20 protein-coding genes and 4 pseudogenes are annotated in these 22119 nt (G+C 66.5%); 14 read left to right on the top strand and 10 right to left on the bottom strand.

The window, feature by feature from the left end; genetic code table 11:
• Window positions 1-243: 243 nt before the first annotated feature.
• Window positions 244-444, bottom strand: a pseudogene (locus AB0I54_RS44555) (transposase); the annotation flags it as partial.
• A gap of 996 nt (window positions 445-1440) precedes the next feature.
• Between AB0I54_RS44555 and AB0I54_RS44560 the strand changes: the two are divergent.
• Window positions 1441-1548 (top strand): hypothetical protein, encoded by a 108-nt coding sequence (locus tag AB0I54_RS44560; RefSeq protein ID WP_363302126.1) that lies wholly within the window; start codon window positions 1441-1443, stop codon window positions 1546-1548.
• A gap of 175 nt (window positions 1549-1723) precedes the next feature.
• A complete protein-coding gene (locus tag AB0I54_RS44565) occupies window positions 1724-1852 on the top strand; it encodes a hypothetical protein (RefSeq protein ID WP_363302096.1) in 129 nt (42 codons plus the stop codon).
• A gap of 1695 nt (window positions 1853-3547) precedes the next feature.
• Here the strand turns inward: AB0I54_RS44565 and AB0I54_RS44570 are convergent.
• Together AB0I54_RS44570 and AB0I54_RS44575 are read right to left on the bottom strand one after the other, a co-directional pair.
• Window positions 3548-5215 carry a D-aminoacylase gene (locus tag AB0I54_RS44570; protein ID WP_363302127.1) on the bottom strand — a complete coding sequence of 556 codons (1668 nt, stop codon included), beginning with the start codon at window positions 5213-5215 and terminating at the stop codon, window positions 3548-3550.
• 16 nt (window positions 5216-5231) lie between these two features.
• A complete protein-coding gene (locus AB0I54_RS44575) occupies window positions 5232-6515 on the bottom strand; it encodes an alanine racemase (RefSeq protein ID WP_363302097.1) in 1284 nt (427 codons plus the stop codon).
• A gap of 194 nt (window positions 6516-6709) precedes the next feature.
• On the opposite strand from AB0I54_RS44575, the pseudogene AB0I54_RS44580 reads away from it, so the two are divergent.
• Window positions 6710-6915 (top strand): annotated as a pseudogene (locus AB0I54_RS44580) (PfkB family carbohydrate kinase); the annotation flags it as partial.
• A 157-nt stretch (window positions 6916-7072) separates the two neighbouring features.
• Here the strand turns inward: AB0I54_RS44580 and AB0I54_RS44585 are convergent.
• From AB0I54_RS44585 to AB0I54_RS44605, 5 genes are all read right to left on the bottom strand, one after another.
• The gene (locus tag AB0I54_RS44585) at window positions 7073-7636 is read right to left on the bottom strand and encodes an IS3 family transposase (RefSeq protein ID WP_363302098.1); all 564 of its coding nucleotides are present in this window, start codon (window positions 7634-7636) and stop codon (window positions 7073-7075) included.
• 301 nt (window positions 7637-7937) lie between these two features.
• Complete coding sequence (locus tag AB0I54_RS44590) at window positions 7938-8069, bottom strand: transposase (RefSeq protein WP_363302099.1); 132 nt, start codon at window positions 8067-8069, stop codon at window positions 7938-7940.
• Window positions 8070-8220: 151 nt separating this feature from the next.
• A complete protein-coding gene (locus tag AB0I54_RS44595; RefSeq protein ID WP_363302100.1) occupies window positions 8221-8871 on the bottom strand; it encodes a bifunctional 4-hydroxy-2-oxoglutarate aldolase/2-dehydro-3-deoxy-phosphogluconate aldolase in 651 nt (216 codons plus the stop codon).
• A 170-nt stretch (window positions 8872-9041) separates the two neighbouring features.
• Window positions 9042-9458, bottom strand: a complete 417-nt coding sequence (locus AB0I54_RS44600) for a RidA family protein (RefSeq protein ID WP_363302102.1) — start codon at window positions 9456-9458, stop codon at window positions 9042-9044.
• Window positions 9459-9470: 12 nt separating this feature from the next.
• Window positions 9471-9893, bottom strand: a complete 423-nt coding sequence (locus tag AB0I54_RS44605) for a PfkB family carbohydrate kinase (RefSeq protein ID WP_363302128.1) — start codon at window positions 9891-9893, stop codon at window positions 9471-9473.
• A 486-nt stretch (window positions 9894-10379) separates the two neighbouring features.
• On the opposite strand from AB0I54_RS44605, the gene AB0I54_RS44610 reads away from it, so the two are divergent.
• The 9 genes and pseudogenes from AB0I54_RS44610 to AB0I54_RS44650 all read left to right on the top strand — a co-directional run bounded on the left by AB0I54_RS44610 (window position 10380) and on the right by AB0I54_RS44650 (window position 20200).
• Entirely contained in the window at window positions 10380-11492 is a 1113-nt protein-coding gene (locus tag AB0I54_RS44610) for a sugar kinase (RefSeq protein WP_363302129.1), read from the top strand.
• A complete protein-coding gene (locus AB0I54_RS44615) occupies window positions 11489-12250 on the top strand; it encodes an IclR family transcriptional regulator (RefSeq protein WP_363302103.1) in 762 nt (253 codons plus the stop codon). Before AB0I54_RS44610 ends, AB0I54_RS44615 begins: the two co-directional genes overlap by 4 nt.
• Window positions 12247-12691: pseudogene (locus AB0I54_RS44620) on the top strand (RidA family protein). Before AB0I54_RS44615 ends, AB0I54_RS44620 begins: the two are co-directional and overlap by 4 nt.
• Window positions 12692-12770: 79 nt before the next feature.
• The gene (locus tag AB0I54_RS44625; protein ID WP_363302104.1) at window positions 12771-14258 is read left to right on the top strand and encodes a gluconate:H+ symporter; all 1488 of its coding nucleotides are present in this window, start codon (window positions 12771-12773) and stop codon (window positions 14256-14258) included.
• 350 nt (window positions 14259-14608) lie between these two features.
• Window positions 14609-14788, top strand: coding sequence for a hypothetical protein (locus tag AB0I54_RS44630; protein WP_363302105.1), 180 nt, complete (start codon window positions 14609-14611; stop codon window positions 14786-14788).
• On the top strand, window positions 14788-15384 hold the full coding sequence (locus tag AB0I54_RS44635) for a DDE-type integrase/transposase/recombinase (protein WP_363302106.1): 597 nt from the start codon (window positions 14788-14790) through the stop codon (window positions 15382-15384). Before AB0I54_RS44630 ends, AB0I54_RS44635 begins: the two co-directional genes overlap by 1 nt.
• Window positions 15385-16521: 1137 nt before the next feature.
• The gene (locus tag AB0I54_RS44640) at window positions 16522-17316 is read left to right on the top strand and encodes a methyltransferase domain-containing protein (protein ID WP_363302107.1); all 795 of its coding nucleotides are present in this window, start codon (window positions 16522-16524) and stop codon (window positions 17314-17316) included.
• Window positions 17317-17526: 210 nt separating this feature from the next.
• Window positions 17527-18846 carry an MFS transporter gene (locus tag AB0I54_RS44645; protein WP_363302108.1) on the top strand — a complete coding sequence of 440 codons (1320 nt, stop codon included), beginning with the start codon at window positions 17527-17529 and terminating at the stop codon, window positions 18844-18846.
• A 730-nt stretch (window positions 18847-19576) separates the two neighbouring features.
• Complete coding sequence (locus AB0I54_RS44650; RefSeq protein WP_363302109.1) at window positions 19577-20200, top strand: hypothetical protein; 624 nt, start codon at window positions 19577-19579, stop codon at window positions 20198-20200.
• A 243-nt stretch (window positions 20201-20443) separates the two neighbouring features.
• Here the strand turns inward: AB0I54_RS44650 and AB0I54_RS44655 are convergent.
• Window positions 20444-21222 (bottom strand): annotated as a pseudogene (locus AB0I54_RS44655) (NAD(P)(+) transhydrogenase (Re/Si-specific) subunit beta).
• Window positions 21216-21467, bottom strand: coding sequence for a hypothetical protein (locus AB0I54_RS44660; RefSeq protein WP_363302110.1), 252 nt, complete (start codon window positions 21465-21467; stop codon window positions 21216-21218). The pseudogene AB0I54_RS44655 and the gene AB0I54_RS44660 overlap by 7 nt, the downstream one beginning before the upstream one ends.
• Between AB0I54_RS44660 and AB0I54_RS44665 the strand changes: the two genes are divergently transcribed.
• Both AB0I54_RS44665 and AB0I54_RS44670 read left to right on the top strand, forming a co-directional pair.
• The gene (locus AB0I54_RS44665) at window positions 21451-21609 is read left to right on the top strand and encodes a hypothetical protein (RefSeq protein ID WP_363302111.1); all 159 of its coding nucleotides are present in this window, start codon (window positions 21451-21453) and stop codon (window positions 21607-21609) included. The two genes, AB0I54_RS44660 and AB0I54_RS44665, sit on opposite strands and share 17 nt — an antisense overlap.
• A 173-nt stretch (window positions 21610-21782) precedes the next feature.
• Window positions 21783-22079, top strand: coding sequence for a WXG100 family type VII secretion target (locus AB0I54_RS44670; protein ID WP_363302112.1), 297 nt, complete (start codon window positions 21783-21785; stop codon window positions 22077-22079).
• The last annotated feature ends 40 nt before the right edge of the window (window positions 22080-22119 follow it).

Consider the following 22119-nt stretch of genomic DNA (forward strand, 5'->3'; position numbering starts at 1 on the left):
CAACGGTTCCAGCTTCGGGCCCCGACGGGGAACTGACGCACCAGCAGCAGAAGTCACGCAACTTCTAACGATCAACTACTGGCGCAGGACACTAGTAGTGCTTGGTCAGGTTGGTATCGGTTCTGGCATGTTGCGGTGACGGGTGGGGCAGGCGCCGGTCAAGAGTGCGAGGAATGACTGCAGTTCGCGGGCGATCTGGTAAGAGGTTCGGCTCGGCGCCGCCTCTTTTGGGGACCGGGTGGGGCGCTGGAGGGTGCAGAAGGCGTGTGCGGCGGACAAGGGTGACGTGGTGGTGCCAGCCTCTCCAGGTGCGGCCTTCGAAGTGCGCCAGGCCCCGGGCCTGCTTCATCTCGCGGATTAGTCGTGCTCGATCCTCCAGCGCAGTTTCGCGGTGCGCACGAGGGTGGTCAGCGGGGTGTCGGATGACAGGTTGGACAGCCAGAACTGCGCGGGTTCGGGCTGGTTGGCGGGCCATTCGGCCAGCAGCCAGCGCACGGGCAGTACGGGGTGGGGGACGGGTACCGTGCCTCAGCGCGATCGGGTTCGCGACGCGAAGGGGACTACTCTCGGGCAAGGCTCAGTCAACAGGGAGTGAGCACTACCTACGCATACCCGTCCTCGAAGAGCACCCCACCATGGTTCCCGTCGGGCCAATCGGTGCCGACGTCAGCAGCCGTCTTCACCCACATGTCACAGATGTTTCACGGAGGGCTAGGCAGCGTGCCCAGGTTTCGACAAGTTCCCGATGTCAGGTCCACTCTTCTGGAGAGTGGGGAGTTGATTCTCACCAGGTCGGGGAAAGGGCTTGTCTGTACTCCAATAGCTACCGCAATCTGGATCGCGCTGACCGAACTCGAAGGAGACACTCATGCAGCTGCCCGGCGGCTGGCCCAAGCCTGGGAACTGCCCACTCCTAGTGTCTATGTCGAACTCATAAATTATGTAGGCGAGTGGAATTCTGCGGGTTTCCTGAGTGAAGTCCCGTAAATGATCTACGCGGGCCCTGGATGACCAGGGCGTTTCTCCGTCGCCCGACGAGGCAGGGCTGATGCAAAGTCCTCTGATCTTGTGTCCGTGCAGGTCAGGGTGGCCGGTCCAAGCAGGGTGCCGGGTATGGCCGGTTCAAGGGCATCCGCACCCTGCACCCCCTGCTGGCCACCCTCTACCCCCAGCTCGCGGCCGGTGATCACCGGCGTGCGGATGCGCCGCGGCAAGGCGCCGACTCCCGTGGCGCCCCGAAATTCGTCAGTGAGGCCCTGGCCACCGCCGTGGAGCCGGGCTGTCTGGAGTTCGGCCAGGCCTACGGGGCCGGGCTGCGCAGCCGCCGGCCCGTGGCCGGTGACAAGTGGCATCTCGACGGAAGTCTTCGTGAAGATCAACGGCGAGCGGCAGTACCTCTGACGGGCCGTGGACCAGGACGGCACCGTCCTCGACGTTCTTGTGCAGTCCAAACGTGACGCGAAGGCAGCCAGGCGGTTCATGGCCAAGCTGGTGAAGAAGCAGTGCCGCGTCCCGCGGGTGCTCATGATTGACAAGCTCCGCTCCTAGCTAGGGCGCCGCCTGCCGCGAGGTCATGGCCTCGGTCGAGCACCCGTCGAGCACCGTTCCCACAAGGGACTGGACAATCGGGTGGAGATTTCGCATCAGCCTACCCGCCGGCGCGAGCGGGCCATGAGGTACTTCCGCTCACCCGGCGCGGCCCAGCGGTTCGTGTCCGCCTTCAGTGGCGTCTCTCCTCATTTCCGGCCCCGGCGATCTCCTGATCGCCGCTCAGCACCGCTTCGAGATGACCCTCCGCTTCACCCTCGGGGACCACGTCACCGGCACGGCCGACCGGCCCACCGCGGCCTGACCCAGGACTCAAAACCCAGCTCCATCACACCCCGACACACCGTCAGAGACCACGGCCCCAGCAACGTGACAGCACCGTACTGACAGACTCCCCTGGGCGGGGGGCACCGGCAAGATGGGACGACGTCGACGGCAGGTGGAGACCTGAAGCGTCCGCGACCAGCTCGGTCAGCAGATGGCCAGCGGTGGACCAGCCGACCACATGGCTGCGAGACGATGTCGATGACGGTGGCCATGCAGAGCCCGGCCGTCTTCGGTGGCAACACAGGTGATGTCTCCGCACCAGCGGGCGTTGAGGTCGTCCGGGGCGGGTGCGAGCTTCCGGACGATGAGGTGCGGGTCTGGGGTCGTCGTCGGGTGCCGTCGCCTGCGGTGTGGGCCCCACAGGCCGGTCGGCCGCGCGCCACCGGGCCTTTGTTCAACTCCTGTTCCAACACGGCAGAAACGCATCACACAGCCCGGGTCCGGGGAAACAGGGGCGGCCGACCGCAGTGCGTGCTTCCGGTACAAGCCCGATTTGCGACGCCACGCCTGGAGCCGTCAGGTGCCCGCCCGTTCGCGCTGCAACGCGGCGGAGTTGCAACCTGAACTCTTGAGGAATACCACGTAAACGCTGCTGCGCCTCATTTGAAGGCTAAGTAGAATCTTTGTGTTGTGCTCACGCCATTGCAGGATGAGTGCGCAACTGGCTGAACCGTATATCAGGCTCAGATCCCCCTGGAGATGTCATGCCCCCCATTTCTTTTTCCCCCGTATTCGAGATGGTGGCTCAAGTGGGTGAAGTGACATGGAAGAATAAAGACACGTTGATCGCTGGCGTCATCAACGGACTGCCGCCGCTGGTCAAATCGGTTGGGAAGTTCGCGCACAGTCTGCCTGTCTACGGCCTCGGCACAGGTTTGGGCGGGCTGGATGGTCTAGAACAAGTGTCACGGCAGCTCTATGCCGCCTATCATATCTATCGATATCCAGAAAAGAAGCATGTTAAGCCCGATTACTCACATGCTGTTCACGGTGCCGTGAATATGGTGGGCTCCGCATTGTACGGCGCCTCAAGCGCTGGTGCCCTGCGCCAGGAATGGGCCGGCGCCGGGTTGGCCCTCCTCGCTCTTTGTGCCGTTCGCAAGCATTGCTTGCCCACCCAGACGGATATGTACTACCCCCACCCCCTGTTGCCGATGCATGCACTCCCCTCACAGGGTGTGCGCCCCTCACATGCCAATCAGTTGACTGCGGGCCCCCCGCAGCCTTCTTCTTCACCGATGCCCGGGCCAGCTCGCCGGGCTCCGGATGACGTGGAAACCGGAAGACGTCATGTCATACCCCCTGGCTCATACGCAAACCACCCGTATCGACTGGCGGCTCCGTCCCAGGACGGGCTCGGTGACTTCAGGGGCTTCTCCCCGGAGGCAGCGAGAATGAGACTCCACCTTGGTGCGCCCCCTGCCTCGGGCCGACCGGACCAACGCCCGCCCATCACTTACCGGCCGCCGACCGTGCCGAACCAGGTCGCGCTGGGCGGACGACGGCTTGCGTAGAACAAATGCAAAGTGGGTCTTCAAGGTTGAGCGGTGTGGAGGTGTCCGCGGGCTCGTCGGGTGGTGACGCAGCGTGTCCGTAGGCGCTGGTTGTCGGCGTTGCGGAAGCCTTGCACGTGCGGCGTCGGGTGAACGGCTGGGCCGTGCACAACGCTTCCTCATTGGGTCCGGCGGACCGCCCGCCCCGCCAGTACGTCCGTGCGTTTCCCGTTCTCTATGACGAACCTGCCGTCGATCAGGACGTGTGGAATGCCGGTCGGCAGGGTGCGGGGGGCGTCGAATGTGGAGCCCGCCGCGACCGTCTGCGGGTCGAAGAGGACGAGGTCGGCGCGGTATCCCTCGCGGACCAGCCCGCGGTCTGTCAGTCGCAGCCGGGCAGCGGGCCGGGAGGTGAGATGGGCGACCGTCTCCTCCAATGACAGGACGCCCAGTTCGCGGGCGTACCGGCCGAGGTAGTGCGGGAAGGTCCCGTAGGCGCGGGGGTGGGGCTTGTCCCCTTGGAGGATGCCATCGCTCCCGCCGGTGTGGACGCGGTGGCGCATGATCGCGCGGACGTTCTCCTCGTGGCCGACGTGCTGGAGGATCGTGGATCCGAGCCGGTCGGCGAGGAGCAGTCCGCGTGCAGTGACCCAGGGTTCCTCGCCGCGCCGGGCGGCGCTGTCCGCGACGGTCCTGCCGACAAACGGCGTGAGCGAGGGCTCGCAGACGCCCGAGATCTCGATCGTGTCCCACTCGACGGGCACGCCGTGGCAGCCGTCGGAGCCCATGACCTCCATGTGGTGGCGTATCCGCTCCGCGGTCGCCTGATCGGTGAGCCGTGCCAGGGTCGCTTCCGGGCCGCCCTCGCTCGCCCAACTCGGCAGGGTCGCGACGAGTGTGGTGCAGCCGGGGGTGTACGGATAGGTGTCGAGCGAGATGTCGGCGCCCGCATCAAGCGCCTCGTCGAGCAGCGCGAGCAGTTCGGGCGCCCGGCCCTTGTTCACGCCGAAGTTCATGGTGGCGTGGGCGAGATGGAGAGCGCAGCAGGCGTCCCGGGTGAGCCGGACCATCTCCTCGTATGCCTCCAGGGCACCGGCTCCGTAACTGCGGTGGTGGGGGCAGTAGTAGCCGCCGTACGAGGCCACGACCCGGCACAGTTCGGTGAGTTCGGAGCCGCTGGCGTACATGCCGGGCGTGTACGTGAGACCCGACGACATGCCGACGGCGCCCTGCTCCAGGCCCTCGGCGACGAGCTGCTTCATCCGCCCGAGCTCGGCTTCCGTGGCAGGGCGGTCGTCCCAGCCGACCGCATACATCCGGACAGTGCCCTGCGGGACCAGGTACGCGGCGTTGACGGCCGTACCTTGCCGGTCGATGCGGTCGAGGTACTCGCCGACCGTGCGCCAGTCGATGTCGACGTCGCTACCGTCGCCGTTCCATCCTGTGATGGCCGCGCGGACCCCGGCGAGCGTGCTGTCGTCCACGGGCGCGTACGACAGCCCGTCCTGTCCCAGGACTTCGAGGGTCACGCCCTGCGCCACCTTGGCGCTGTGGTCCGGGTCGCGCAGCAGCGCGAGGTCGCTGTGGGCGTGCATGTCGATGAAGCCGGGGGAGAGGGCGAGCCCGTGCGCGTCCAGCACGCGACGTCCGGTGGGACGGTCCCCTCCTCCCTCCCGGACGACGGTGGCGATCCGGCCGTCCCGGATACCGACGTCGGCACGGTAGGCATCACCGCCGGTGCCGTCGATGACGCATACGTCACGGATGACGAGGTCCATGGTGTGCCCTTTCGGTATGGGCCGGTTCTGTGCGGGCCCGGGCCTTACGGTCCGGGCGGCCGACGGGATCGGAGGGTGGACGGGATCAGAAGAAGGTGCGGATGTAGTCCGTGACCGTGCCGTCCGCCTCGACCACGGGGATCAGCTGCCACTTGTCGAAGGAGGTGCACGGGTGGGACAGGCCCATGCCGATCCAGTCCCCGACCTCAAGGTCCGCGTCCTCGTCCGTCCGTAGCCAGGCGTGCTGGTCCGACAGCCCGGTAACGGTGATGCCGGCGGCCGGGCGCACGGAGCCGTCGCGGGCGTCCCGGACGACCTGCGCCTCGGGGAGGTCGAGGTCGTACGCGGCGTCGCGCTTGCCGGCGTTGGCGAACGCCTGCTGCCTGCTCGGGCGGGACACGACCTGAGCCCATAGCCGGAACGCCGGCTCCAGTGCGCCCTCCTCAGGCACCCGGTTGAAGGGCGTCAGATGCTTGTAGTGGCCGTCGTCGTGGGAGACGTACGCACCGGAGCGCAGCAGCTTCAGCAGCGGACGGGACAACTCCGGGAACTCTGCGAACACCTCGGCAACCAGGTCGAACCACGCGCTGCCCCCGGCGCTGACCACGATCTCGTCCGCGTTCGCGAAGCGGCCGTCCTGGTCGAAGGACACGGCGAGCGAGACGAGGCGGTGCAGCCAGTCGCGCACCCGCTCGGGGTTTGCGTCCGGGACCTCGCCCTCGTAGCCCCCGACGCCGACCAGCCGCAGGGCCGGGGTGGCCGCGACCGCGTCGGCGACGGCGGTGCAGTCTGCCTCGCTGCGGGCGCCGGTGCGCGCACCCTCCCCCGCGCCGAGTTCGACCACGACGTCCACGGTCCGGGCGGCGCCGCGCAGCGCCTCGTCCATCAGCTCCACGCCGCGCACGGAGTCGACGTAGCAGATGAACCGGAAGTCCGGGTCACGCTCCAGCTCACCGGCGAGCCAGCGCAGTGCCACCGCGTCGACGAGCTCGTTGGCGAGGAAGATCCGCTGGATCCCGTGCGCGCGGTAGACGCGGAGCTGGTGCGGGGCGGCGGCGGTGATGCCCCAGGCCCCGCGCTCCAGCTGGCGGGCGAAGAGCTGCGGTGACATGGAGGTCTTGCCGTGCGGGGCGAACGCGAGGCCGTGGCGCTCGGTATAGGTCTCCAGCAGGGCGAGGTTGTGCTCCAGGGACTCCGCGGAGAGCGCGAGTACGGGTGTGGTGAAGCCACCGGTGAAGAGGCTGCGGCGCTGGGCGGCCAGCTCGCCGACGGTGAGGCCCTCGGCGTCCGGCGGGAGTGCCTTGAAGCGGTGGTCGACGGTCTCGTGGTCCAGCCGGGCGAGGCCTTCGACGGCGTTGGCGGCGGGCATTGTGCCTCCTCCACATCCGAGTTGCATTCTGTGCAACGGCGGTTGCGCATAGCGTTCGGCGCTTTCTAGCATCCCGGCCCATGCCGGGTCAATGGACCCATGAGGCCAGGCCACGGCCCCCGAAGGAGTGCCCCGGTGACCGGAACCGCCGCAGTGGACGGAGCGTGGTGGACGTCGTCTGCCTAGGCGAGTCCATGGTCACTTTGCTTCCCTCCGGGCCGGGCCGCCTCGCCGACGCACCGGCCTTCACCCGCGCCATCGGCGGCGCGGAGTCCAACGTGGCGTGCGCGCCGGGTGCGGCCGGCCACTCGGTGAAGTGGGTCAGCCGGGTCGGCGGCGACGGTTTCGGTGACCATTGATCGCGGCGGTCGCGGCCTACGGCGTCGACACAGGCGCGGTCCGGCACCGCTCCACCAGATCCCTCGGTGCCTTCCGCCCGGTGGTGCAGGCTCCTATTCGGTCACTGCCCGCGCGGCCGGCGGCCCGCATCGAGCCCGCCGCAGCAGCGACCGACAGATCAACAGCCAGGACACCCGAAGGGGCGGTCGTAACAAGGGTCAGGCCACCACTGCGGCGGTGATCCCATTCTCACAGTCGAAACAGAAGCCGACCCGGCCCATGGACTGGGTCACGCCGAGGCGGCGGCAGGCCCGCTTGAACCGGCGGGAGACGTACTCGCTGCCCCTGTCGCTGTGAAAGATCACGCCCTTGACGTCGCCTCCGCGGGTGGCCGCGGTCATGTGCAGGGAGGCCACGACGAGTTCGGCGTCGTGGCGCTCGCCCATTGCGTAGCCGAGCAGGCGGCGCGAGAACAGGTCAATCTCCGTGGCCAGGTAGAGCTTGCCCTCGCTCGTGACGATCTGCGTCATGTCCCCAGCCCAGACTTGGTCCGGAGCATCCGCGCTGAAGTCGCGGCGCACGAAATCCGGCGCCGCGGCCCGCCTGCCCGGGCGGGTGAGCCCGCGGCGTCGCCGTATCTTCCGTCCGGCCAGGCCCAGCTCGGCCATGGTCTTGGCGACGGTGTTCACCGAGACGCGCCATCCCTCCCTGACAAGCGTGATCCACACCTTCGGGGAGCCGTAGGTGCCGCCCGAGGCGTCGAAGATGACTTGTAGAACCACGACTCGCTCACGCCCAGCACGCGGCAGGACACGGTGTGTGGAATGTTCTGCTCGGCCTTGCAGTCACTGATCACCCCGGCCAGCCGGGCCGGGTCCGCAGCAGCTACTTCACCCACAAGGCCATGCAGCGTTTGAAGACATCACGTTCCATCTCCATCTCGCGGATGGGCTTGTTCTTCTCGCTCATCTCCCGGCGCAGCCGTTCCAGCTCAGCGCGTTCACCCTCCCGCAGCCGGCCACCCGAGGCGGCGGGCGCGTGCCGGTCGGAGGAGGCCGAGCCATTCCTCCTCCAGCGTGAGACCTAGCTGTGCAGCGTCCCCGGATGCACCCCAAGATCTTCGGCGACCTCCGGGACCGGCTTGCCCGTCTCGATCACGATGCGTACAGCACCCTCACGGAACTCCGCGTCGTACTTCTGTTGCCTGGACCCCATGAACCTCAACTTCCCCTGGTATCACGGACTCCACGGTACGAGGGGACCCTTAGATGCGCAGGCGCCGAAGCCATGGAGCCAATGCGCCGATGTCGGAAACTGCGACGACTTAGCGCAGCGTGCGCAGCTGTGTTCTCTCGCCAGAGAGCGGTTATAGCGCATGTTCGATGAAGGCTTTCGCGCGTTTCGTGATGGTGGGCCAGTCGGCGGCGGCGATGGCGGAAGCGGAGACTACCTCGGAGCCCGCGCATATGGCCCGGGCCCCTGCGGCCAGGAACTGGGCGGCGTTGGTGCTGTTGACACCACCCGAGGCGATGAGGGGAATGCCGGGGTAGGGGCCGAGGAGGTCTTTGAAGTAGCGGGGACCCAGGGCATGGGCCGGGAAGATCTTGACTGCGGCGGCTTGGAGGTCCAGCGCATGAGCGACCTCCGTCGGCGTCAGCGCTCCCACGATGACGGGGATCCCGGCTTGGGCGGCCACCTGCGAGACCTCCTGGCGGCAGCCGGGAGTGACAAGGTAGGTGGCGCCTGCGTCAATGGCCGCCTGGGCTTGGACAGCGGTCATCACTGTTCCAGCGCCTATGTGGCAGCCGTTGTGGGCTGCCGCGCGCTGGAGGTGCTCGGTGAGGTCGGGAGTGGTGAAGGTGAACTCGGCCCACCGAATGCCTCCTTCTGCGAGCGCGGCGCAGAGTGCTGCAGCGTCGGAGATCTCAGGGGCCCTGATCACGGCGATGACGCGGTCTGCGGAAAGGGTGGGCAGGAGCGGGCTGCTTACGGCGGCTGACTGCTCTTGATTGGTCATCAGAAGAAGGTCCTATGCAGACGAGGGGTGGCGCTGCGTGTTGCCGGGGTCGTCGTTGACGGGACGGGTTGGACTTGTCGCAGGCGGGGCAGGGGGGACCACGCGGAGGGCGGTGTCGGCGACACGTATGTGTGGCGTCACCGTGTCCACCGGGTTTCTTGTGGCGCTCGTCAGGCGACGACGGCCTGGGCGTCGATCTCGACGAGCATGACCTCGTGCGGCAGTTCAACGAAGACCGTGGTGCGGCACGGCTTCGGACCGTCCTTGACGTGCTCCTCGATGAACTGGGCGTAGACCTCGTTCATCGCGGCGAAGTCCGCGCGCTGGGTCAGGTAGACGCGGAACATGACCACGTCGGAGACCTGGGCTCCGCCTGCTTCGAGGATGGCACGGACGTTCTCCAGGGTGCGGCGGGTCTGGGCCTTGACATCGCCTTCGTGGAGGTAGACGCCGGTGGCCGGGTCCTGGGGGCCCTGGCCGGAGACCTGCAGGATGGGTCCCTTGCGCACGCCCTGGGAGAAGACCCAGGCCGGTGCGGGGGCCTGGTCGGTGCGGATCTCGCTCGTCGGGATCGTCGTGCGGCTCATCGTAGTGACTCCTTATGAGGGAATGGGGGCCCAGGTCAGGCGCAGGCCGGACCAGGCTTCGTTGTCGAGTGCGAGGGAGTTGCGGGTCACAACAGGGGGGCCGTCCTCTCGGGTACTGAGCGTCGCTGCGGCTACGAGGTGGCCCAGGCGCAGACCGTCTTCAGCGGCGCGGCCTTCGCGGAGCGCTGCGAGGTAGCCAGCGGCGAAGGCGTCACCGGCTTTGAAAGGGATCGACGCCCTGGGTGGCGGGGGTCGGGACGTAGGTTTCCTCACCGTCGGCGCAGTACGTCGTGGCTCCGTGTGCCGCGTCCTGACGATCAGGACCGGGGCGGGGCCGAGAAGGCCGTCGAGCTCTTGCGCGGTGCGGATGCCGCATAGGGTCTCGGCCTCGTCGCGTCCGGCGCACACGAGGCCGACGCCACGGGCCGGTTCCATCAGCACGGGAGTGCGGCGTCGGCGGGCGGTGCAGCCGGCGATGTAGAGGTCGCTGAAGGCAACCTGCTTGGCCCGCTCGGCATTGGTGGTTAAGCAGCAGACCACCGCGTCGACCTTCTTGATCTGCACATTGGGAATGCGGTGGAAGCCGCCGGTGAAGAGGTTGCGGCCCTGGGCGGCCCCTCCACCGACGGTCAGGCCGTCGGCGTCCGGCGGAAGGCCCTTGAAACGGTGGTCGACGCGTTCCTCGGCGAGCTTGGCGAGGGCTGCGATGTCGTAATAGCTGGCCATGTAGCCTCCTGAGCTGGATCGATGCAAGTGGTGCAACGGCTATTGCATATGCCGCTTGCTGCTGTTTAACATCTCGGCCCACGCGGGGTCAATGAAGCCGGCGCCCGCCGAGACTGAGGAGCTCTGACGCTCGTGACCCCCACCGGGTCCCCCGTTGCCCCCTGCGTCGTGGACGTCGTCGCGCTTGGCGAGTCCATGGTCACGTTCCTGCCCTCCCGCCCGGGCAGCCTCGCCGACGTGCCCTCCTTCGACCGGGCCATCGGCGGAGCGGAGTCCAACGTGGCCTGTGTGCTGGCGGCGGCGGGGCACTCTGCGCGGTGGGTCAGCCGGTTGGGAGCCGACGGTTTCGGCGATCACCTGATCGAGACGGTTGGGACGTTCGGCGTCGATGTGGCGTCCGTACGGCGCGATGCGGCCCGCCCGACAGGCGTCTACTTCCGTACCGCCGGGGACCGGGCCAGCGACGCCCACGAGGTGGCGTACTACCGAACCGGTTCGGCGGCCTCAGCGATGACGGCCGGAAACGTGGACCTGGCAGCGGTGCGGGCGGGGCGCGTGCTGCACCTTTCCGGGATTACGGCGGCGCTGTCGGACGGCTGCCTGGGGTTGGTGCGGGAGCTCGTCGCACGGCGGCCGGGCAGTCCGCTCGTCTCGTTCGACGTCAACTTCCGTGCGGGACTCTGGCAGCGCGTCGACGGTCCCAGGGTGCTGTGGGAGTTGGCGCGGCAGGCGGACCTCGTGTTCGTCGGAGTTGACGAGGCCGAGGAGGCTTGGGGCATCAAGGGCGGCCCCGCAGCGATCAGAGAGGCCCTCCCCGAGCCACAGGTGCTGGTGGTGAAGCAGGGGGTGCAGGGGGCGACGGTGTTCGCCTCGGCCGGGGTCAGTCGTGCCCATGGGGCGGCGGGGGGCCCTCAGCTCGAGCGAGGCCGGGAACGGGGGAGGGTGGGTGTGGGCGGCACCCCGTCAGTGCGCGGCTGCGCAACCGACCCCTCGCCGGCACCGACGCCCGCCACCTTCGTCCCGGCCCCGCATGTCGACGTCGTGGCTGCCGTCGGGGCCGGTGACGCGTTCGCCGCCGGGTTCATCTCCGCCACCCTGCGCGGACTGCCCCTGCGCGACCGCCTGCGGCATGGCCATCTCATCGCTGCCGCGGCCCTTACGGTTCCCGGTGACCTCGCCGTGCCCCCCGCCCGCGACCACCTCGACCGCCTGGCGGCCCTGGACGACGCCGCGTGGGAGAGACTTCACCTCGGACCCGGCTGGACACGGACAGCGGACCGGGTCGAGAAGGAGGTACGTACGTCATGAGCCAGACCGTCGACCGCGCGCTGAGCATCCTGCCGCTGCTCGCCGAGGGCCCCGCCGACCTCGGCCAGGTCGCCGACCGCCTGGGCGTCCACAAGTCCACGGCCCTGCGCCTGCTGCGCACGCTCCACGAGCACGGCCTGGTCTACCGCCAGTCGGACCAGCGCTACCGCCTCGGCGCCCGCCTCTTCGCCCTCGCCCAGGAGGCGATGGAGAACCTCGACATCCGCGAGATCGCCCACCCCCACCTCGTACGCCTCAACGAGCAGTGCGGACACACCGTCCATCTCGCGGTGTACGAGGAGAACGAGGTGCTCTACATCGACAAGGTGGAGAGCCGCTACCCCGTGCGCATGTACTCGCGGATCGGCAAGCCCGTGGCCATCACCGTCGCGGCCGTGGCCAAGCTGCTGCTCGCCGATCTGCCCGAACCCGAGCGCCGCGCGGTCGCGGAGAGGCTCGAATACCCCATGTACACGGCCCGTTCGACCCCCAACGCCGCCGCCTATCTGCGAGAGCTGGAGAAGGTGCGTCAGCAGGGCTGGGCCGCCGACCTCGGCGGCAACGAGGAGTCCATCAACTGCGTCGCGGCTCCCATCCGGGGTGCCGACGGCCGGGTGGTCGCCGCGATGTCGGTCTCCGCGCCGAACGTCGTCGTCACCGCCGAAGAACTCCTCACCCTGCTCCCGCAGGTGCGCCGCACCGCGGACGCCATCAGCGGCGAGTACTCCGGACGAACGCCGGTAAAGGACCCCGCATGACCGAAAGATCGCGCTCACCCCCAAGAACCCGTACCACCGGTTCCGTGAAGTTCTCCCACGGTGTCAAGGAGCGCAATACCCCTCCATGGCGCCGGCCGGGTCGGCTTCCTCGCCGCCCAGGACGGCAAGCCCCATGCCCGCTGGTCCCACCCTGCTCGCGCAGACCCTATAGACGCTCGCCCATGTCAAGGCAGTCCTCGAGGCGGGCGGTGCCCCATGGGACGGCGTGATGATGGTCCGCCTCTGTCTGACGGACGTGGACCACTTCGCCGAGATGAACGAGATCTACGACAGCTACTTCGAGGAGCAGGGCCTCACCCACCCCCTGTCGCCCGCACGACGGTCTGTGTCAGCCTTCCCGCCGGGCTCCTGATCGAGATCGACGCGCTCGCCGTCCTCGGCGGACGCACCGACGGCCCCTTTGACCCCCGTACGCCGTAGGAGGCACGGTCCTCACCCTGTACCGTGCCGCGATCCCCCCTGCCCAAAACCGTATGTACTTACCCAAAGGAACACCTCAATGTCCCCTCTTCTCCTGCCGCTCGCCGCCACCCCGGCACCGGCACCCCCACCTCACACCGGAGGCCTGCTCCACGTCATCGACGGAACGGCCGGGCTGCTGACCGTCGCCGGCGTCGGCATCGCGCTGCTCCTCTTCCTGATCATCAAGGCGAGACTCCAGCCGTTCGTCGCCCTCCTCGCCGTCTCCATAACCGTCGGCCTGCTGTCCGGTCTCTCGGTCACCGAGCTCTTCGGCACCGTCCAGCGTTCCGACGCCGTCTCCACCATCGAGGCCGGCATGGGCGGCATCCTCGGCCATGTCACGATCATCATCGGCCTGGGCACGATGCTCGGCGCGATCCTCGAAGTCAGCGGCGGGGCGGAGGTACTGGCGTCCCGGCTGCTCGGCCTCTTCGGTGAGAAGCGGGCTTCCCTCGCCATGGGCGTCACCGGGCTGATCTTCGGCATCCCGGTCTTCTTCGACGTCGGCATCTTCGTCCTTGCGCCGCTCGTCTACGCGGCCGCCAAGCGCTCCGGCAAGTCGATCCTGCTGTACTGCCTGCCGCTCCTCGCGGGCCTGTCGATGACGCACGCCTTCCTGCCGCCGCACCCCGGACCGGTCGCCGCCGCCGGACTCCTGCACGTCCAGCTCGGCTGGGTCATCCTCATGGGCATCGCCTGCGGCATCCCCGCCGTCCTGGCCGCCTGGGTCTTCTCGGCCTGGATCGGCAAGCGGATCTTCGTCGCCGTACCGCAGGACATGGTCGAGGCTGCCACCGAGGCGAAGCTCGCCGTCCTCAACGAGCAGCGCGAGGCAGGCGTGGAGCCGCAGGAGACGCCCGTGCCGCTCGGCATGGTCCTCGCCATCATCGGTACGCCACTCGTCCTGATCCTGGCGTCCACGTTCTCCTCGATCGCCCTCGACCCGTCCACCGGCCGGTCGGTGATCGAGTTCTTCGGCCACCCCTTCGTGGCGCTGACCATCGCCCTGCTCCTTGCCTACTACCTGCTGGGCATCCGCCGCGGCTGGTCCCGCAAGTCGCTGGAGACGGTGTCGACTTCGTCCCTGAAGCCGGTCGGCAACATCCTGCTGGTGGTCGGCGCGGGCGGCGTCTTCGGCGCGGTCCTCAAGGCCAGTGGGGTCGCCCAGGCCCTCTCCGACACCTTCCACAACGTCGGCCTCCCGGTGATCGTCCTGTCATACCTGATCTCGCTGGTCCTTCGCGTCGCGCAGGGCTCGGCGACGGTGGCGATCGTGACGACGGCGGGCATCGTGGCGCCGCTGCTGCCGGAGGGCGGCCACTCGCAGGCCTTCGTCGCCCTGGTCATCATGGCCATCTCCGCGGGGTCGATCTTCGCCTCGCACGTCAACGACGGCGGCTTCTGGATCGTCGCCAAGTACTTCGGCATCAGCGAACGGGACACACTGAAGACATGGACCGTGCTGGAAAGCGTGCTGTCCGTGGCTGGTTTCGCAACGGCGGCAGTGCTGAGCCTGATCGTCTAGGCGTCCCATAACGGGGTTCGGGTTGTCCGTGTCCCGGGCATCGGCTGCGAGGTGGACCGTGGTGGTCCTCCCGCTGCGGAACCGGTCGATGGGAGTGGTCGGCCGCGGCCGGGGCCCTTGTGGGCCCCGGCCGCGCGCGCATCCACTCGCTCGGCTGCCGCACCCCCGTACACCATGCCCGGACCATGATCTCGTACGAGCCTGAATCGCCACGACAGGTGCAGAAAAATCCACCGACACCACCGGCCCAGTCGCCAACTGCCCTAAAAACTTGGCCAGCTCAACTGAACGCAGTCAAAGGCTGCCGAGGAAGCAAGCCCACATGACAACCCCCGCGACCGCCGAACTGCGTGCTCGTGGTCGGCGCGGGGGCATTCTTCGGCGCAGTCATCTCGGCCACGGGTATTGGCAAGGTTCTGGCCCACACGCTCTCCTCGGCCGACCTCCCCCTGATCGTGCTGACGTATGTGACCTCCTGCGGCCTGCGTCTGGCGCAGGGTTCAGCAACTGTCGCGATCGTCACCGTCTGATGCGCGAGGCCGACATCGCGGGCATCAGCCCACGCCGCAAGGGTTTTACCCGCCGCGACCCCAAGGCCACGCTCGCCCCGGACCTGGTCGAGCGCGATTTCACTGCGAGCGCGCCGAACCGGCTGTGGGTCACCGACCTCACCATGATCTCCACCGGTGAGGGCCCGTTGTGGCTCTCGGCGATCCGGGACGCGTTCTCCCGCCGCGTGGTGGCCTGGGAGACCTCGGCCCGCCCGGACGCCGACCTCGTCCTGACCACACTGGAGTACGCCCTCGCGGCCCGCGAGGTCGAGCCCGGCAAGCTCATTCATCACGCCGACCACGGCTGTCAATATACGTCTATCAAGCGCACAACTCGCCTGGCGAGAGCGGGAGTTCAGTCCCTGCGTGACCCCGTGCGCGGTCGGGTCGTCGCCACACGGGCCGAGACGAACCTCGCGCTCTTCGAGTACATCGACGGCTTCTATAACAGCCGACGCATCCAGGAACGGCTGGGCTGGCTCAATCCGCTCGAGTTCGAGGAGAAGCACTACACCAAGCAGCCGACGGCCGAACCGACGAACCTGAACACCCGTCAACCCGCTCTGACCAGCTGATCAGCACCTCTCACACAACGGGGGAGCCTCAGATCCGGGAGGCGTGTGAACCATGGTGTGGGGGCGTGCGTAGAGCAGGGCAGAGTCTTCCGTTGGCTGCCAGCGGCAGCTTATTTTCAATGGAGGCGTCATGCCGACGAGGCCGGAACACGTTACAGAACACCTGCGGAGTTGCAGCGCAAACCCCCATATGCCCCAGACTGAATCTACGGAACCTATTGCTGCTGCTCCCGCGGCTGCCAACCACTGGACGAGTGGCAAAGTCCGGGGCCGTGGGTTGACGGAGCAGGAGCGGAACCTGCTCGATGCCCGGCGGCTTCAACGGCGCGCTGGTGTGTCTGTGGGAACCTCTGCTGCGTCGCTGGCCGTGCAGACGTCATCCGGGCAAGTGACCTGGTCGGGCCGGGTACTTCAGGCTCATGTGCGGCCGGCCCAGTGGTGGAGTCTTCCCGGTCCGGTGACGCGGGTCGTTCTGTCCCGTCGGGTTCAGTGAGTGCCGGTGCCGGGAAGGCACTGCCGACTTTCTGTGCCCGGCCTTCCTCTGACCGTGTTCGTACACCCACCCGACCGGCGTGCGCCTACAGGCCGAGTACCAGGCCCCCGCCCGCCGACCCGAGCAGCGGACCTCGTGCCCAGATGACCCAAGGGATCGTGACAGCTCGCCATCTCAGTGAATGCGAGCAGGATCCATGCAAGTGTTCGTTTCCCTGTCCACCCGTTTCGTTTCGCGAGGTGCCGTATGCAAGGTCCAGTTGTTGGTGCGATGGTTTTGCAGGCCTTTGCGGTTCGGGGTGAAGGATGGACAATTCCCATTTCTCGGCATGCTCGCGAAAAAGTTCTACGTGCAGGGTATCGGCTCGCGTCTCAGACTCCACGTCTCCGCTGACGGTACGGGGTTGGTTGGCCACGCCGGGGCACGGATACTGGCTGATTTCGCCGATGTCACTGGGTTGACCAGCTTAAAAGAACCTGCTGGCCAATCGATGTTGACGCTTTACATGACGCTCGATCATAATCACTCGCGTAGATCGTTTCTGCGGCTCCGTGCGGATTGCGTCAGGAGCACTCGATTCCCCATGTCATCGAAACAGCCGTGGATGGATGTTGACATTCCATCGAATGGAATGCTTTGCGTACATGATGATGGAGGTTGACAATATGGGATTCCATAATCCGGCGCAACAATTCTATGACGGCCTTGCCGCGCGTTACGACATCATAACGACCGAGGAAGACGGATACGACGTCTGGACTGGACTTTACTCCGACCTCATCGCACAGCACGGTGCGTCGGGAAAAAGGCTGCTGGATCTCGGCTGCGGTACCGGGAAATCAGCGATCGAACTGATGCGGCGTGGGTTCGAGGTTACCGGCGCTGATCTGTCGACGGAAATGCTCGACGTGGCGCGCTGCAAAGATGGTGCTGATGCCGTCTCATTCGTGCATGCCGACGCGCGTGACCTTCCCGACCTCGGCTCCTTCGATGTCATCACCACCATGGGGGAACCATTCACTCACCTGTCCAATGAAGAGGAATTGGCGAGGGCATTCGCGGGCGTAGCCCGTTCCCTGGTTCCCGGCGGCATTTTCGTATTCGATCTTCCCACAGCCGGGTTCAACGACCGCCTGGCAAAATGGAGTGTCATCGACGAGTCCGAGAACTCTGTCGTCCTCTGGCGCGGCTCACCGGTCGACGAAAAGGCGCATACCACCAACTTGACCATTGACGTATTCCTGTCGAGTGATGACAAGTGGGTGCGATCGAAAGAGACGGTGACGCATTACTATTTCGCGCCCGAGCAAGTCGAGCGGCTCCTGCAGGCGGCGGGACTCACCATGCAGTCCGCTCGAGGCCTCTATAAGGGCGAACTGCAGTCCGACGTCGATTTGACTGCGCACCGCAAGTATTTGGTGGTGGCCCGCAAGTATTAATAGACTCTCCGAGGTGTGCCTTTTTGAAGGGCATGCCGTCGGAGTGGTGTAACTCGCAAAAAATGAAGGGAGGTGACGTGCGATGATGACCCCCGCTTGGAAGGAATAGTGGCGCGACGGCGTCCATCGGCGCTGACTTCCTGAAATGCGGAACGACCGAGCGGCCGAATTCCTGCCGCCCAATCACGTTCCCCGTGCAAAAAGATTTGGGTGGCGGAAGGCAAGATTCCGCCACCCAAATCCAACTTTCGCCGTGAGCGCTGTCACGGCACGCAGAAACGAGAGGGATGGACGCAAGACGCGATGAGAGGAGCTTCGGTTATCAGGTTCGGAGAATTTCGCGTCATGTGCGTCAGCGAGTTCTTTTCCGTCGCAGGGGAACAGTTTTCCCGTGTCGCCCTGGCACTCCTGACTTTTGATCGCACTGGTTCTGCAGCGATCACCGGAATGACCTATGGTCTAACCTACCTTCCCAATGTGCTCGGCTCCCTCACCCTGTCCGTCGTAGGGGATCGAAAGCCGCGCCGCACGGTGATCATCGTCATCGACGCGGTGCGCGCGCTCGCTGTCGCAGCCATGGCTCTGCCGGGTATGCCGCTCGTAGTCGTCTGTGCACTCGTCGCCATGGTTTCCTTCCTCAACGGCCCCTACAAAGCCACACAATTGGCCTTTCTGCGCGACGTTCTGGATGCGGAGCACTACTCAGCCGGGATGGCCGTGCGGCAGTGCGTCAGTCAGATCGGCCTACTTGTCGGATTCGCTGCGGGTGGCGTCATCTCATCGACAAGTCCGCAACTTTGCTTCGCGATCAACGCGATGACCTTCACTGCGTCGGCTTTTTCCATAGGCGTGCTCGTCCGATCTCGCCCTGTTTCAACTGCCCTGCAGGCGCGAAGCTCGCTGTTCGATGGTTTGCGCATCGTTTGGGGCAGCCGTGGAAGTAGGGCGATCTTCGTCTCCACCCTGACAGGCGTGTTTCTGATAGCGCCCGAGGGAGCTGCCGCGGCGTACGTGGACGAACTCGGCGCGAAGTCCGAGTGGGTCGGTTTCCTGTTGGCTGGTGTTGCCGCCAGCTCGATCGTTGGCCTGGCCCTTTTCACACGTGTCGTGCCTTACCACCGTCTGCCAATCGCCTTTCCGGTTGTGTGTTTGGCCACGGGTGCTCCCCTGCCGTGTGTGCTCCTGCCCGTCGGGCCATACCTGGCCGGGGTGATCTTTGGACTGAGCGGCGCTCTCTGGACCATTCAGGTAACGATGTCAGTGTCTTTCCTCGCTGAAATGCTCCCCGACGACCGGCGCGCCCAGGGCATGGGCGTCGCGGCGTCGATGAACTTCACCGCATCGGGCGTGGGAGCTGTCCTCGTGGGCGTCGTCGCGCAGGCAACCAGTGCGACGAGCACCATCGCCCTGGCCGGCGTTGCGTCCATGGCATTCGCCCTGTGGCCCTGCACGATCTGGGCCCGCAGAGAAAAGGGTGCTTCGCACGGTGACAAGAAGCCGCTCCACCAAGAGGTAGCGGGGATCCAGTGAGCGTCTTCGCGGAGGTCACTGCCCTCGGATGACGATTGAGCGTCCAAAAATTCTGCGTTCTCAAAGGATAGAAGCCCCGTTGCTGATCTCTCATTTCGATGGGGTGGGCATGTCAATCCCCTGGGAAAGTGGAGGACTTCCTTATGCGGTTGGACCCAGGGCGATTGCAAGGTCGTCTGATCCCGGATCGTTTGCAGGTCAGTACGAGGCGAACCTCGCAAATGCATCGACGGCTTCTATAACTCCCGCCAAATCCAGGAACGGCTCGGCTTCCTCAGCCCGATCGAGTTCGAGGAGAAGCACTACGCCGAGCAGGCGACGGCCGAACCGACGAATCTGAAACCCCATCAACCCCTGCTGACCAGCTGACCAGCACCTCTCCCGCGCCGAGGGAACCTCAATTCCCAAAGAGCGCAGGCCTGCGCCCGGCCGTCGCTGAGAGCCGCGTACGAATGAGCGACGCGAACCTGGCTCAGCGAATCGAAGAGCGGGTCTCGGCGGGCCGCCGAGGAGGCTTGCCCGGCCTGGGCCGCCGCGAGCGCGTCGGGCCAGTTCTGCCGCTGGTAGGCGAGCATGGAGAGGTTGACCCACACTCGCATTTCGGTGCACATCCCAGATTCCGTACCAGCATCGGCCGCTCGCGCCAGCACTGGTGGCGTCACAGGGAACGGTGCCAGGGGAGCACTGGTTTGCACAGGGGAACCTGGAAGGGGATGGGTACCCTGCATTTGTGCCGCACATTCAGGCTGCGGCTGGGCAGGTGCTCACGCAGCAGACGTCGAGTTCTCTTACTTACTGGGACAGGGGATTGGCTGCGGAGCAGGCTTTGACGCGGGAGCAGGCGCAGGCACGTGCGGCGCAGGCGCGGGCTTTGGCGCAGAAGGCGCAGGTGGAGGCGGAGGCGCAGGCGCGTGCCGCGCAGGCTGTGGCTGCGCAGCTGGAGCAGGTGTTGTCTGGTGGTGCGTTGGCTGGGTTGTCGCAGACGTCGAGTTCTCTTACTTACTGGGACGGGGGATTGGCTGCGCAGCAGGCTTTGACGCAGGCTTTGGAGCGGGCGGAGGCGCATGCGGCGCAGGCGCGGGCTTTGGCGCAGGAGGCGCAACAGACGGAGACGGAGGCGGGGGCGCGTGCGGCGCAGGTTTTGGCTGCGCAGCAGACGCGTGCGTTGCAGGAGCGGGCGGCGCAGCAAATGTGGGTGCCCTCGGTGCAGCCCCCTCAGCGGCAGCATGTGGCTTCGTCCAGTCATCGGCATGGGTCATCGTCCGGCGCAGTCATAAATGTCTCTGGGGCTTCTTCGTTCAGGGGCCGGCAAGGCGCTCGGACAGGAAACTCACCCTCGGGCCGGAGCCGGTAGGAAGACAGGGCGATTCCAAAGTCCAGCAGAGCGAGGGTGGCGTGGACGGGCTCCTTCCAAAGAGAGGCAGCATCGTGCGGTGGTAGCGCACCAGTTCGGTGCGCTACCACCGCAGATTGAGTGTGGGGGAGAGCAGCCGAAAAGGTCGTGCGGTGCGCGCAGGCTCAGCCCCCAGCGCTCGGATCCGACGTTCGCCGACGAGCGACCGCCCCGAGCCCAATGCGAACCTGTGCGGTCAGAGTCCTATCCCACGACCGTCTGACGCGGCGCCGGAGCGGCCGCCTGGCGCTCGTCGGTGCTGAGCGCCTGCAGGATTGCGTCCACGCTGGCCTTGGCGCCGCCGAAGAGCATGCTGCTGTTGGCACGGAAGAAGAGGGGGTTCTGCACGCCTGCGTAGCCGGAGGCCATGGAGCGCTTGAAGACGATGACGTTCTCCGCCTCCCAGACCCGCAGCACCGGCATGCCGGCGTTGGGGCTGCCCGGGTCCTCGGCCGCGGCCGGGTTGACGGTGTTGGCGCCGATGACGAGCACCACCGAGGTCTGCGCGAAGTCGTCGTTGATCTCGTCCATCTCCAGGACGATGTCGTACGGCACCTTCGCTTCAGCGAGCAGCACGTTCATGTGGCCGGGCAGGCGCCCGGCGACGGGGTGGACGCCGAAGCGCACATCGACGCCGCGCTCACGCAGCTGCCGCGTCAGTTCCGCGACGGGTGCTGCGCCTGGGCGACGGCCATGCCGTAGCCCGGGGTGATGATCACCGAGCTCGCGGTGGCCAGCAGCTCGGCCGCCTCCGCGGCGCGCGCACCTCGCGGTGCTCGCCCTGCTCCTCCTCCTTGCTCGTGGGCGCCTCGATGCCGAAGCCGCCCGCAGATGACGAAGATGAAGGATCGGTTCATCGCCTTGCACATGATGTACGACAGGTAGGCGCCTGAGGAGCCGACCAGCGCGCCCGTGACAATGAGCAGGTTGTTGTCGAGCAGGAAGCCGGCCGCCGCCGCCCAGCCCGAGTAGCCGTTCAGCATCGACACGCCACGAGCATGTCGCCGCCGCCGATCGAGGCGACCAGGTGCCAGCCCAGCAGCAGCGCCAGCACCATCACCGCGAGCATCAGCGGCAGGTTCGGGGTAACCAGATCGTCAGCCCGACGAACGCAGCCAGCGCGCCCGACGCGTACAGACAAACGTCCCCAGCTGCTCAAGACCGAGGGCAGCCGCGGCCGCACCTTCGCCACCCGGGCCGATGCGAACCTCGTGCTGTTCGAGTACATCGACGGCTTCCATAACAGTCGATGCATCCAGGAGCGACTCGGTCGGCTCAGCCCGATCGAATTCGAGGAGAAGTACCACGCCGACCAGGCAACGGCTGAACGAGCGAATCTGACACCCCTTCAACCCGCACTGACCAGCTGATCAGCATCTACCGCACAGCGGGGGAACCTCAACTCCGAGACCCAGCCGTGACCAGTTTCACCGCCGTGGACCTCCTGTCCAAGAGGTGCAGAGAACCCGTCATTATTCCGCCGCGTAGTCAGGGGTGTGACGGCAGTGGACGCCGTCGTGAGCCCGAAGCGGAAGGAACCCCAATGGTCGCTCCGATCAAGATGGACCCAGAGGACATCGAGGAGGCGGCGAACTGGTTGCGGAACCAGCAGGAGATGCTCCAGCAGGGTCTCCGGGAGGGCAGCACCAAGATGGCCGATGTCGTCGCCGCCGCGTACAGTGCGCCCGGCTCGGAGATCAGGTTCAGGCCGTACTGGAACGAGTACAACACGGGAACCAGAGACGCTATTCAGGGCCTGGAGGGCGTCAGCCAGTTCCTGTGCTCCGTCGCCCGCGCCTTCGTGGACCCAGACGACCAGACAAACAGTCCCATCGGATAGGTCTGCCCCGCGAAGGGGTCCTCACAGTTCCCGCAGTCTT

This window comes from Streptomyces sp. NPDC050625 (assembly GCF_040654755.1).
Taxonomy (GTDB): Bacteria; Actinomycetota; Actinomycetes; order Streptomycetales; family Streptomycetaceae; genus Streptomyces.

Coding starts and splice junctions, on each gene's coding strand:
- AB0I54_RS44575 (WP_363302097.1), bottom strand. CDS start 6,515: ATGCCCGCCGCCAACGCCGTCGAAGGCCTCGCCCGGCTGGACCACGAG.
- AB0I54_RS44590 (WP_363302099.1), bottom strand. CDS start 8,069: ATGGGGTCCAGGCAACAGAAGTACGACGCGGAGTTCCGTGAGGGTGCT.
- AB0I54_RS44595 (WP_363302100.1), bottom strand. CDS start 8,871: ATGACCAATCAAGAGCAGTCAGCCGCCGTAAGCAGCCCGCTCCTGCCC.
- AB0I54_RS44600 (WP_363302102.1), bottom strand. CDS start 9,458: ATGAGCCGCACGACGATCCCGACGAGCGAGATCCGCACCGACCAGGCC.
- AB0I54_RS44605 (WP_363302128.1), bottom strand. CDS start 9,893: ATGGAACCGGCCCGTGGCGTCGGCCTCGTGTGCGCCGGACGCGACGAG.
- AB0I54_RS44610 (WP_363302129.1), top strand. CDS start 10,380: ATGGTCACGTTCCTGCCCTCCCGCCCGGGCAGCCTCGCCGACGTGCCC.
- AB0I54_RS44615 (WP_363302103.1), top strand. CDS start 11,489: ATGAGCCAGACCGTCGACCGCGCGCTGAGCATCCTGCCGCTGCTCGCC.
- AB0I54_RS44625 (WP_363302104.1), top strand. CDS start 12,771: ATGTCCCCTCTTCTCCTGCCGCTCGCCGCCACCCCGGCACCGGCACCC.
- AB0I54_RS44635 (WP_363302106.1), top strand. CDS start 14,788: ATGCGCGAGGCCGACATCGCGGGCATCAGCCCACGCCGCAAGGGTTTT.
- AB0I54_RS44640 (WP_363302107.1), top strand. CDS start 16,522: ATGATGATGGAGGTTGACAATATGGGATTCCATAATCCGGCGCAACAA.
- AB0I54_RS44660 (WP_363302110.1), bottom strand. CDS start 21,467: ATGTACTCGAACAGCACGAGGTTCGCATCGGCCCGGGTGGCGAAGGTG.
- AB0I54_RS44670 (WP_363302112.1), top strand. CDS start 21,783: ATGGTCGCTCCGATCAAGATGGACCCAGAGGACATCGAGGAGGCGGCG.